The organism is Actinomadura sp. KC06, from assembly GCF_004348735.1.
Taxonomy (GTDB): Bacteria; Actinomycetota; Actinomycetes; order Streptosporangiales; family Streptosporangiaceae; genus Spirillospora.
On sequence record NZ_SMKT01000102.1, the window covers coordinates 20,054 to 33,061 of the forward strand.

General features: G+C 74.4%; 3 protein-coding genes. 1 reads left to right on the forward strand and 2 read right to left on the reverse strand.

Annotation, left to right across the window (positions count from 1 at the left end; genetic code table 11):
• Positions 1 to 29 precede the first annotated feature (29 nt).
• Positions 30 to 677: a dihydrofolate reductase family protein gene (locus tag E1287_RS28200; RefSeq protein WP_131968110.1), complete on the forward strand. Its 648-nt coding sequence runs from the start codon at positions 30 to 32 to the stop codon at positions 675 to 677.
• An 18-nt stretch (positions 678 to 695) separates the two neighbouring features.
• On the opposite strand, the gene E1287_RS28205 is transcribed toward E1287_RS28200, so the two are convergent.
• Complete coding sequence (locus E1287_RS28205; protein ID WP_131968111.1) at positions 696 to 10,958, reverse strand: neuraminidase-like domain-containing protein; 10,263 nt, start codon at positions 10,956 to 10,958, stop codon at positions 696 to 698.
• 17 nt (positions 10,959 to 10,975) lie between these two features.
• Positions 10,976 to 13,008, reverse strand: a 2,033-nt coding sequence (locus E1287_RS28210; RefSeq protein WP_131968112.1) for an RHS repeat-associated core domain-containing protein, incomplete at its 5' end; no start/stop codon positions are given.

Consider the following 13,008-nt stretch of genomic DNA (forward strand, 5'->3'; position numbering starts at 1 on the left):
GGGTGCCGATGGCTCGAAGGAGGACTCCGATGTCCGACGTCCGCGTTCACAACTTCTCGATCTCGCTCGACGGCTTCGCCACCGGCGAGGGCCAGACCCAGGACGCCCCGTTCGGTCACGCGGGCCACCGCCTGCACGAGTGGATGTTCGCCACCCGGTTCTGGTACGAGATGGGCGGCGGCCAGGGCGGCAGCGCCGGCGCCGACGACGCGTTCGCCGCGATGCACGGTCACGGCATCGGCGCGGAGATCATGGGCGCCGGCAAGTTCGGCCCGCCCGGCTGGCAGGACGACCCCGACTACAAGGGCCCGTGGGGCGCGAACCCGCCGTTCCACACGCCGGTCTTCGTGCTCACCCACCGGCCGCGGCCGTCCATCGAGATGGAAGGCGGCACCACCTTCCACTTCCTGGACGCCTCGCCCGCCGAGGCGCTCCAGACGGCCCGCGAGGCCGCCGGCGGCCTGGACGTCCGCCTGGGCGGCGGCCCCTCGGTCGTGCGCGACTTCATCACCGAGGGGCTGGTCGATCACATGCACCTCGTCCAGGTCCCGATCGTGCTCGGCCGCGGCGTCCGCCTCTGGGACGGCCTGGAGTCGCTGGAGGAGGCGTACGACATCGAGGCGGTCTCCACACCGAGCGGCGTCACCCACCTGACCTTCACCGCCAAGCGCCGCTGACCGCCCGATGGGCCGAACTCACCTGGAATCGGCTTTCGCGGGTGCTCCCTTCGTCTCGTAGGCGCAGAGAAGGTGAAGGGCGGTGATCTTGCCCGGAAGGGACGGGAAGAGGAGATCGCCGGACGGGTGGGGACGTACCGGGAGGTCGGCGTCCAGGACCCCGTGGAAGAGGCAGGGCCAGTCGGCGCTCGTCACGCAGTCGACCGGGATGCCGGAGCAGGTGCACGGTTCGTCCGGCCCGTGGGCGTGGTCGGGGAAGAACAGGGCGGGCAGGACGGACGTGCAGCCGGGGTCGTCCAGTTCGATGAACAGCTCGACCCGCGTGACGCCGAGGTCGCAGCCGCCGGGGACGTACGGGAACAGCTCGCGGGTCAGGCGCAGCGGCCAGCGGCGGTCCGGGGTCTGGAGGCGGTACCAGTCGTCCGGGAGGTCCCGCCGGACGTCGATGAGCCGCAGCCCAGAGCCGGGGAGCCGGTGCGCGGCGGCGGCACGGGCGGCGGCGCGCAGGACGTCGCCGCCCTCCCGCGCGGTGTAGTTGACGAGCATGACCACGTCGCTGAGGCTGCCGAGCGGGAAGCGGTTGTCCTCGGGCGGCAGTTCGAGCCGCCAGCGGCTGACCGCGCCGCGGAACTCGAACGGCAGGTAGCGCTCGTCGCGGAAGTTCAGCTCGAACATGCCGGAGTCGTTCTGGCCGCTGGACGTGGCGATGGCCTCGGTCGCGTCGTAGGCGCGGACGATGCGGGGGTCGTCCGGGCCGGGGTCGTAACCGGCGACCGGATCGCAGGCCGACCCGCAGCTCGCGCAGTCGCCGGTCGCGCAGGGGCAGGTGCGGAGCGTCCCGCCGGCCGGGCAGCGGCAGGGGCCGGGCGCGGCCGGGACGGACGGAGCGTCGCAGCAGCGGGCGGGTGCGTCGCGCAGGGACGGGTCGACGCGCGTCTGGCTGCTCAGCAGCGTCAGGCGGCAGTTGATGCTGGTGAAGGGGCCCACCACGCACGGGATCGTCAGCGTGACGTTCTTGATCCGCCGCATGTAGTGGCCGGGATGGTCGAGGTCGAGCAGCCATTCCGGGATCTCGATCTCGCAGTAGCCGGTCTGCTGGAGCTGCAGGAACGCCATCGGGAAGTCGGCGCGCAGGGACAGGTGCCGGGCCAGCTCGTACTCGCGGCAGTTCTCCTCGATGTAGGCGGTCTCGATGCGGCGCAGCGCCAGGTGCAGGCGTTCCCCCGCGAGGAGGCCGTCGCGCAGCGAGTCCCAGGCGGGCGAGGGCAGGGCGGGGGCCGGGGCGCCGGGACCGAGTTCGTGGACGAGGGCGCGCCGCGCCCGGCGCGCGACCCGGAGCGCGAGGTCGTACATCTGGCGGTGCAGCGCGGCCGTCTCGCGTTGCAGGTGCAGGTACAGCTCGGCGCTGGAGAACCGGTCGCGCAGGTAGTCCTGGACCTCGCGGGCGTTCTCGATCTGCCGCTGGTGGACGTTCAGGTCGCGCAGCGCCGCGTCCCGGTGCCGTTCGGCGGCGAGGATCTGCCGTTCGATCTGCTGCAGCTCGACGCCGATCACCTGGACCTGGTGCCGCCACTCGTCGTCGCGGCGCTGCCAGCCGCCCTCGGTGAGGCTGAGGCCACCGGTCGTGCCCGCGTTCTCCGCGACCGAGCTCAGGATCCGGGCGGCCGTGCTGAAGCCCGCCGCGAGCTTGTTGCCCAGCGGGAACTGGTTGAACTGGAGCGGGGTGCCCGCGAAGCCCGCGACGCCCAGCCAGAAGTCGGGCGACAGGCCGATGCCCTGGGCGATGCCTTCGGACACGTTGCCCGCGATCCGGGAGGCGGTCGACACCACGGTCATGGCCTCGTACCCGAGCTCGCCCGCGTTGTTGCCCGCGCGGAGGAGCGCCTGGTGGTACGCCAGCCTGGTCAGCGCCCCCTGCTTGGTCTTCTGCAGCGCCTGCACCTGCCAGTCGGCCTCCCGCCACTGGAACTGCCGCGTCCGCAGGCCCAGCTCGGTGAGCTGCCGCTCGTGCGTCGCGCGCAGTGAGGCGAGGGCCTCGGCGTCGCCCTTCTCGTAGGCGGCCAGCAGGCCCGCGCCGAGCGCGCGGACCTCTCCGGCCAGTTCCAGCGCCTTCTCGACGAGGAAGGTGAACCGGTACGGGCCGACCGGACCGTGGCAGGACGTGCCGTCGCAGCCGTCCGCGCAGACGTCCCCCGCGTCGGCGGGCACGTCGGGGCCACGGTGCAGCCGGTGGGCGTCGATGTCGTGCCGGACGAGCGCCAGCCGGTCGCCCGCCCGGTCGTAGAGGGCGAGGAGCCGCGGGTTGAGAGGGGCGGGGCGGGCGAAGAAGTCCGCGAGTTCGGCGGGGTCGTCGTCGGGCTCGGCGGCGATCCGCCTCGGCGGGCGGCCGAGCAGGCGGGACAGGACGTCGAGCAGGACGCGGGCCTGCCGTGCACCCTCCAGGTCGCCCCGACCGAACGCGGCGTCCGCGGCCTGGGCGATGGTTTCGGCATAGGACAGGACGACGTCCTGACGCCGCGCCACTTCGGTGCCGAACGAGGACGTCCGCCAGGTGTTGTCGGACTCCAGCGGCCGGTACGCGAGGCCGTACCAGGCCAGCGCCGCCTCATGGCGGCAGTGGGCGCGCAGCGCGCCCGCGACCGCCGACGCGACCGGGAACGGCGACAGGGGCAGGAGCGGTGCGCCCGGCGGCCGCATCGTGAAGTACGGGTAGGCCGCCATCGCGCCGGGGTACGTGACGTCCGGCGGGTCGGGGGCCGTGACCAGGGGCAGGACGACCGCGTCGTCCGGCGGCATGTCGTAGCGGAATCCCGGCGTGGTGGGGTCGGAGTGACCGGTCGGCGGTTGCGCGTCCGGGACGGTGAAGCGGAGCGAGTCGCCCGTCCGGCCCTCGAACACCAGCCGCAGCGCGCCGTGGCCTGGACGCAGGCGCACCGCTTCGGCGCTCCGGCGCGGCGGCTCGAACCGTCCGTTGCGGACGCGGCACCAGTACAGGTGCGCGCCGTCGTCCGGGGGCCAGGCGAGGAGGCCGGGCAGCTTGTCGGGACGATGCCAGTCGGACGTCTGGTCGGCGGGGCCCTCCGGGGTCGAGACCACGACACCGGCGTCGGCGTCCTGGGCCGCGTCGGCGTCGTCGTACTGCGCGGCGCCCGCCAACCAGAAGTAGTACTCGTCGATGCCGTCCTCGGGACGGTCTTCGCCGCAGTCCCGGCAGCAGTCGGCGGCGTGCCCGAACGGGGCGAGATGCGCCGACGCGGGCGGGATGCCCGCCGCCGCGATCCGGAGGAACGGGACACCGAGCGAGATCGCCGCCGTCAGCCACAGCGGCAGCGCCCGCCCCTGCATGTCCGCCGTTTCGAGTTCGCGGGAGGTCAGTTTCGCCAGGGATTGGGGCGCGTGGAGATCGACTGCCCCATCGCCCTCGCCGTTTCCGTTCCCGTTGTCGCCGTTCCCGTTCCCATTGCCATTCCCGTTGCCGTTGTGGCCGTTTCCGTTGGTTGCTGCGGGGAGGGCGATCGGGGCCAGCCAGGACGGTTGCGCGGGCGGGGCCGGGGTGCCGAGCAGCCCGAGACCCTCCGGCGCGGGAGACAGCAGCCGCTCAACCGCGAGCGTCCCGTCCTGGAGCAGGGTGAGGGCTGGGTGCTCAGGCGGACGGGCTCCGCGCCACCAGGCCAGGCCGCCGGGAACCGGGACGGTGAGCGAGTCTTCGCGGAGCCGCGCGTCCAGCGTGCGGAACGCCTCCGACCGGCGCGCTTCAAGCAGGTCGTCCCACTCGATCCAGTTCTCCGGGTACGCCTCGCGCTGCGCGCACGCACGCCATTGCGCGAAGGTGGCGAAACGGTTCCGCCACAGTTTGCGCAGCGCGTAAGGAATGGGCAGCGACGGCTCGGCGCCGAGCAACGCGCGCTGCACGAGCGCCTGGACGGCCGCGACGCCGTCCTCGATCCGGGTCACCCGCTGGACGAGGCCCGCCTGGACATCCTGGAGCAGCAGGTCCGACAGGTCTCCGGGCGCGGCGGCGAACCGTCCCGGGCCGCTCAGGTAGGCCAGCAAGGCCCGCCGGGCCCGCTCGCGCAGGCCGTCGTTCAGTTGCCGCAGGTCGGTGTAGCGGCGCGGCTGCCCGTTCTCGATGTAGGCGTCCTCGACGAACCGGATGAGGTCGGCGGTGCCCGAGAGCGGCGGCGTCCCGACCGGGGCGCCGGGGTCGTCGGCCGCCCACAGGTAGGGCCGGGCGGCGCCGATGTCGCGCGGGACGAGGCGGGCGGTCACCCGGTGCAGCAGCCGCGAGCCGAGCCAGGCGCGGATCGCCCAGCGCTCGTCCTCCAGGTCGTGCGGGCCCAGCCGGTACGGGTCGGGCGGGACGTCGAAGTAGGCGCTGACGAGAGGCGCGTGCCGGGCGTCCACGCCGAGGTGCCGCAGGAGGTTGACCGGGTCGTCCGGCTGCTGCTCGGACACTTCGGCGAACAGCAGCCAGGCCGGGCGCTCGCGCGCCGCCCGCGTGTCGTGCCGCAGGTCGCGGTAGTCGTAGAGGCGCTCCCAGACGTCGAAGAGCGCGGCCTGGCGGGGACGCCCAGGGTCGCTGCGCTGGTCGTCCACGACGTTGGTCAGGTACGGGTCGCCGACGGGCAGCAGGTCGGGCGAGAGCCAGGCGCGGTGGGTGCCGAAGGTCGCGGCCCCGGTGCGGAGATGGGACGTCCCCGCGAACGTCTCGCCATGCGCGAGCAGGTATCCCAGCTCGGACTGCCGGTAGCCGGGCACCGGCTGCGCGGACAGCCCGAACCGGTGCGCCACGAGCAGCGCCTTGAAGGCCCGCTGGTAGGTGCGCCGGATGTCGCGCAGGCTGCTGATGTAGAGGCCGTTCAGCCAGGCGGCGGCGTTCTCCCCCGGCCGGATCACGGACAACGCCGCGGCCTGCCCCGCCGCGCCCGCGACCGTGCTTCCGGCCGCCGTCGCGTCCGAGGCGGCGTCCGTGTCCAGGGTCGGGTTACGGACGACGCCGTCGCCGAGCGTTATGGCCTTCGCCGGACGGAACAGCCGGTCGAACGGGAGGGCGGTGACGGCGTCGCCGGTGTCGGGCCCGGCGTAGCCGAACCGGAATCCGGTGCGGGCGGGCTCGGTGTCGGCGCGTCCGGTGAACGTCGGCTCGACCTGCCGGGCCTCGATCGTGATCTCGTACGCGCCGCGCCGCAGCCGCAGCGGTCCGGACACGTGGCCCGGCGCCTCGTCGCCCGGCATCCCGTGGTTGAGGACGGCCCAGGTGCGCTGCCCCCGGCGCAGGACGACCCGCCAGCGCCGCCCCTCGCACCAATCCCCATGCTCATCGTGGTCGTCGGCGTGGTGCCCGGGCGTCTGGCCTGCGTTGAAGCGGTAGACGCCTTCGTGCTCCACCAGCAGGACGCCGTGCCAGCGCACCGCGAACGGCTCGGCCCCGCCGAGCGGCTCGCCCGTCGCGTCCAGGAGTGCGAGACCGTTCCGGACGCTGACGTACCGCTCCTGCTCCTCCGTCAGCTCCAAGTCCATCGCCGGGAGGACGGTCGGCACGGGCGCGTTCAACGCGTTCCGGACGTCCCCGAACGCGCTCAGCGGCCCGCGGACTTCCCGCCACCGCAGAGCGCCGCGCGGAACGTCCGGACGGTACGTGCCGACGATGCCGGTTCCGCGCAGGCCGAGCAGCGCGGCGAAGGCGCCCGCGCCCGGACGCCAGGGCCAGGTGACGTCCGGCGGGGCTCCGGAGTCGTCCTCCCACGGGGTCAGCCCGAAGTTCTCGTCCGCCCAGAGCCCGCGCAGGATCAGCCACGCGGCGTCCGCCGTCGGCCCGGGGTCGCCCGGCTCGGCGCCGGTCGCGGCGAGCACGTGCCGGGCGAGGTGCTCCGCGATGACCCGGCAGCGCCGTACGAACAGCGCGTACGCCTGCTGGAACAGGGCGAAGCGGGAGTCGTCGTCGCCCTCCTGGACGAGCGATTCGATGGCCTGCACCGGGTTCTCGAACAGCGCGGCGAACGGCGCCCACGCGGCCCGGGGCGCGAAGTACAGGTCGCGGACGGCGCGGCGCTCGACCGGATTGAGCGGACGCAACCGCAGCAATCGGCCGAGGACGTCGGTGTCCCGCAACGGCAGAAGGCAGTACAGCTCCTCGGTGGCGCGGTCGTAGGCGAAGCCGCCTTCCGGCGGGCCGCCCGCCCACATGTCCGGGGAGGTGTCGGCGGCGGGCAGCGGCACCGCGAACCGCGTCTCGGCCGCGCTCACGGGGATCCCCCGGCGGCGCAGCTCGGCGGCGAAGAAGCGGCGGCCGAGCAGGTCAAAGGGGTCGGGAGCGCCGGTGGGCGCGGTGTATCCGAAGTCGGCGCGGAGCGAGGCGGCGATCCGCGTCCAGGTCCAGGAGGCGGCCTCCTCGCCGGGCACCTCGACGTCGCCGAGCGCGGCGCGCAGCGTCCACAGCGAGTGCGGGCCCTGGCCGTCGAACGGCTCGGTGTCACCCAGTCCTAGCGGGTCGTCGGCGGCCTCGTTGCGGTCCTGCAGCGGGAACGGGTCGTCGCCGCCGAGATGGCCGTCCGTGGTGAACAGGAACAGCAGCTCGCCGACCGTGAACGGGGACAGGTAGATCTTCAGCAGCGCCTCGGCGAACCGCAGCGTGGCGGCGGGCCGGGAATGCCAGGTGTCGGACGGCGTGTCCGGGTCGAAGCCGCACAGCACCGACAGCGGGTTCAGGTTCGCGCCGATGATCTTGATGAGTTCGGGGGTCGTCTCCAGGTCGGGGTTCGTCCGTCCGGCGGTCTCTTCGACGCCGTCCAGGAGGAGGCCGACCGCGTGCGTCCATTCGGCGTGGGTGGCGCTGTCCACCCACAGGGCGAGGAGCGGGATCCGGCCCAGCGGGCCCGCCTCGTCGCCGCCGCCGAGGGGCAGCCGGAGATCGTCGCAGAGCATGAGCAGCGCGGCGAGCTGGCGCGGGAAGTCCGGGTTCACCGCTCCCTCTGCCGTGAACATGGACAGGACGGCGTCGATGTCGGCGAGCGTCCGGAACGACAACCCTCCACTGCACCGCCCGCGCAGGGCGCGCCACAAGCGCACGACCAGCGCGAGCCGGACGAGCGCGGCGGAGCGGTCGGCGTCGTCGCGCTCGCCGAGGAAGCGCACCCGGTACCCCTCCGGATGGCACGGCGGGCAGTCCGGCATCCGCCCGTCTCCGTCGTCGTCGCCACCGCGCCCGCGCCGCTGCCGGGGGATCTCCACGAGGTCGAACGGGACGATCTCGCTCCGCTGCAGCTCGGCCAGGTCGCAGTACTCCAGGCCGGTCCGCGCGAGCAGTTCCGGGAGCAGCACGGCGGTCTTCGACCAGTGCGTCCTGCCGACGCGGGGCCCCGTGAACCCGTACAGCCGCCACGCCGCCGGCACGCCTTCGGTCGGCTCTTCCCCGGGCGTCCGGGTGAAGAACATCGCGTACTCGTGCGCGCTCAGGCACAGGTATTCCAGCGCCGTCTCCAACCGGACGGGGTACCGCCACCGGTACGCCGCGAACCCGTCCGGCTCGTGGGCCGGGTCGAGCGCGAACTCGGTGATCCGCTTGCGGAACCGGCGCATGATCTCGTATCGGCTGGTGCCCGCCGCCCGGAGGTAGGAGCGGACGGTGTCGAGCGCCTGGTCGTAGGGCAGCAGCGGCGACCCGGCGTCATCGCGCAGCGCGGCGTAGGCGGCGGGCAGCGGCGCGGACGGCGCGGAGTGCTCCGGAATGGCCGCGAGCAGCGTGCCGGGGTCGTGCGCGTCGGGGCCGGTGAGGGGGTGCCCGCCGACCTCGTCCGATGCCGTGTCGAAGACGGCGCCGGACGGCGTCCCACCACTGGCCACCGCGGCGGCGAGATGCTCCAGACTCTCGTTGACGAGGTCGACGGACGGGACCGGCGTCGCGAGGTTCGCCTCCGTGGCGTGCAGGTCGCCGAGCGGTCCGCGGCGCTCCTCCAGCAGCCCGCCGAGCGTTTCCTCCTCCGCCGGGAACGGCTCCGCGCAGGTGCTCGCCGCCGACAGCCGCAGCAGCTCGCTCAGATACGCCACCAGCCCGAACGGGGACAGGTGCTCGGGCGGCAGGCAGTCGGTGAGCGTCCCGGGGTTGACCGGCGCGAACCCCTCGCCCTCTCCCGTCGGCTCGGACCCGGACCCGCCCCCCGCCTCCTGGATCTCCGCCGCGAACGGGTACGCGACCGTGCCCTCCAACGCCTGCGCGAAGGCGTCCGGGCTGAGCGCGGTCACCGCCTCGACCGTCGTGAACCCCCGCGCGTACAGGGCCTCCATCAGCGAGAACCGCAGCTCGGCGGCCGGCTCGCCGGGCGCCGCGAACGCGGTCAGGACGTGCAGCGCGTCGATCGCGTCGAGCGCCGCGAGCAGCCACGTCCGGGCCTGCGGGTCGCCGGGGAACACGTCCAGGACGGCCGATCGCGTCGCGTCGGGGTCGCGCGGGGCGCCCGGCGTGTACGTGCCGCCGCCGTGCGCCGCGTACCGCGCCTCGAACGCGGCGAAGATGTCGGGGGTCGGCCGCTCCAGCGTGGACGGGGCCCCCGCCGCCGGTGTCGTCGCCGACGCCGGGGAGAACGGGACGGTGAAGAACTGCCGCAGATGCCGGAGGAACGCGTCGACCCTGTCCTCGGGGGTGCTGGCCGTTCCGACCTCGGTGAACGGCGGCAGCAGGTCGAGGCGCGGCGGCGCGCCCGGCGGCAGGAACAGCGCGCGCCACCGCTCGTCGGTGACCGCCCGCAGCCCGGCCGCCGTGGTCACCCCGAGCTCGGCGGTGATCGCGGTGATGAGGGGCGCGAAGCCGCCGGTGACGGCGTGCAGCAGCAGGCTGAGGTACGCGGCGGCGCCGGGCCCGGACGCGGTCGCCGGCTCCCAGAAGTCGGCGTCGATGGTGGGGGTCGGCCCGGCGTGCGCCAGCCAGGCGTCGACGAGCGGCCGGACGGACGCGTTCAGCGCGACGGGCGGCGCCGGCGCCGCGGCCTGCCCGATGGCGCGCAGCCGCCGCGCCGCCTGCGCCGGGACGAGCGCGGCCGTGGACCCGGCCGTCGCGGCGGGCGCCTCGGAGGCCCCGACCGTGCCCGCCTCGATCGCGGTCTCGATCGTCACCAGCACCTTGGCCTCGGTGTCGGCGCTCGCCATCGCGAACCGCTGCGACACGTCCACCTGCGGCGGGAGCTGCGCGCCGAGCGCATAGAAGTACGCGGCCGGGACGATGAACGGCGGATTGAGCACGGTGCCCGCCGGGTCGCCGGTGAGCAGCACGGACGCGTGCTTGAGCGTCGTCCCGTCGCCGGTGCCGGACGCCAGCGGGAACGTCAGCAGGGCTTGGCGCGCCCCGTCCACCGGCCCCTGCGCCGGGCCGGGACCGGTGAGGTTCTCCCCCGCGCTGAGCCGCTCGCACATCATCGCGGCCCAGGCCGCGTAGATGTACCCGGTCAGCCGCAGCGCGTTCCCGTCGTGCGTCGCGTAGTAGCCCTCGATCTCGGCCTCGAAGCGGCGCCGGTCGTTGTCGGCGTCCTCGGGCTTGACCAGCGGGTCGGGCTGCGGGGTGGTGTACATCTCGGCGAGCGAGCGGGGCTCGGGCGGCGGCGGGTAGATCGTCCGGTCCCATTCGATCTCCGCGGCGACGTGCCGTGCCTGCGCCGCGCTGAGCGTGGTGCGCTGCGCGATCGTCCGGCCGTCCGCGGGGTCGAGCGCGAGGACCGCGTCGACGGCGTCGACCAGGGACGCGAAGTCGGGCGGCGCGCCGTCCGGCGGCAGCTCCAGGTGCGTGCCCGCGCCGGACGCGACGGCGGGCAGCACCGCGTACGCGCTCGGCGCGAGCTCCACCACGTCCGTCAGCAGGGTCGGCAGCGTTCCGACGGTGACGACGGACGCGTTGAAGTCGATCCGCCGGTCGGCGATCTGCTTGCCGCTCCGGGTGAGCTTCAGCCGCAGGTCGAAGGCGGTCCCCGCCGGGTATTCGGGGTGGCCGGCGGGCGGGTTGGCGACGATCACCGCGGTGGCCGCCGCCGCGGGCTCGCGCGTCGTCGGCGGGCTCGGCGGGATGCCGATGTCCACGAAATGCTGGACGATCGCCGTGGTGGTGAGGTCGACGGTGAGATCCGCGATCGACGTCGAGGTGAACACCCCGCTCGCCTTGCCGAGGGGGACGCCGTCGACGGTCGAGCCGAAGCCGAGGTCGAACGCCTCGACGGTCAGTCCCGCCAGCGCCGCGGTGAAGCCCGCGCCGTCGACCGGCCGGGTGGGGCGCAGCCTCACGATGATGAGAGTGGGCATGGGCCTCGTCCTTTCCCCTACTTCCAGTACGACTTGATGAATCCGCCCACGGCGCCCGCGGTGGCCCCCACGGCCGCGCCGACGGCGGTGCCCACGCCGGGCACGATGGACCCGACGACCGCGCCGATCGCGGCGCCCGTCGCGGCGCCCGCGAGGGTGCCGGCGGCGACGCCCGCCTCGCGGCTGCCGGTGGCCTCGGTGACGGCGCCCTCGACCTTCCCGCCGACATAGCCGCCGGCGACGAGACCGCCCGCGGCGATGCCGGTGACCGGGTTCGCGGACAGCCCCAGCACGGCGCTGCTCACGCCCACCGACGCGTCGGCCTTCTCGGCGGTCGTCTGCGCGGTCGCGATCTGGTGCACGCTCGCCGCCACGGCCAGCGGCCCGGCGACCTTGCCCACCACGCGCAGCGCAGGCGCGGCCGCGCGCAGCACCCGGCCGCCCTTGCTGACCGCCGAGGCGACCTCGCCGACCTCCTCCGCGGCGGGGGCGGCGGTCTTGGCCGCCTCGACCACTGAGTCCGCCACCCTGACCTTGGTCCCGGCCTGGCTCGCGGCCAGGGCCGACTCGACCTCCGTCGCCACGCGGGCCCCGCCGGCCTCCGCCGCCTCGAACGAGAGCGACAGCTGCGCGCTCGACTCGGCCAGCGCCCCGGCCTGGGCGGCCGCCGCGCCGCCCGTCTCGGCGGCGGCCGTCGCGGCCGTCCCGGCCGCGCCCGGCTTCCACGACTTGAGGAAGGCCTTGAACGCGGCGTCGTCCCGCCAGGCGGCGCGGACGGCCCGGCCGAAGCGCTTCCCGGCGGACACGCCCTCGTCGACGCCCTCGGCGTTGCGGGCGAACTTCCCGGCGAGCCGCGCGGCGCCCGCCCGGACCCGTTCGAGGACGCCGAGCGACCGGTTCTCCGCGAACGGCTGCGCGGCGACGAGCCCGCGCTCGCCCGCGCGCAGCTCCCACTGCGCCTTCCCGACGTGCCCGGCGTCGACCTTGCCGTGCCCGCCCCACCATTCCCACATGGCCTGGAGGTCGCGGCGCAGGGCCTGGCTGATGCCGCGTCCGGTCCGGGTCGCGACGACCTCCTGCTTGAGCGTCTCGGCCAGGTTGAGCTGGCGCGGCTCGACGCCCTCGTGGCCGGACGGGTCGGTGAGGCGGACGGGGTTGGCGGCGACGTACACGTACGGGGACGGCGAATCCTTCGTCCCGGCCGGGTCGGGGCTGGTCCAGCGGGCGAGCCACGGGGCGTAGAACCGGGCGCCGTGGTACTGGAGCCCGCTTTCCTTGTCGCGTTCCCGTCCGGTGAACCGGTACCGCTTCGGCGCGGCCCGCGCGCCCTTGGACACGGTCTCGTACGCCGTGCTGCCGTACGGGTGGAACTCCTCCTGGGTGAGGACGCGCCCCTGCTGATCGAGTTCCAGCGTCGGTGAGCCGAGGTGGTCGTCGAGCTGGTGCCGGACGAGCAGTTCCGGCCCCTTGTCGTCGCCGCGGGTGCGCTTCTCGATGAGCGCGACGCGGCGGTCTTCGTCCAGGACGTGCAGGGTCGTCCGCTCCAGCGTCACCTCGCCGTCCGGCGCGTACTCGCGGAACACCTCGAACGGGCCGAGGTAGAGGCGCTCGCGGACGCGGATCCGCTCGCCGTCAGGGCCGGGACGGTCGGTGACCTTCCGCACCCGCGTTCCGGCGGAGTCGTAGGACGACCAGGTGGCCTCGGGCGGCGTTTCGCCGCTTGGCGGGCGGTGGGCCGTGACGTGCAGGCGGTCTTCGGCGTCCCAGCTCAGGAAGGCGAGGCCGGGCAGCGCGGTGGCGTTGCCCTGCGGGTCGTGGTCGAGTCGCACGCCGTCGACGGCGCCGAGGCGGTTGCCCATGACGCCGGGTTCGAGGAGGCTCTCCTGGTCGTAGCGGTAGGTCCGCGTCCAGCCGGGGGTGGCGGAGTCGGCGACCGCGTGCACGATCTGAAGGAGGTTCCCGACCGGGTCGTACTCGTACCGTTCGGTGTAGCGGCTCATCGCGCCGCCGTCGTGGGGGTGCAGCGGCGGCGGGCCGTTCCGGTGGGGGC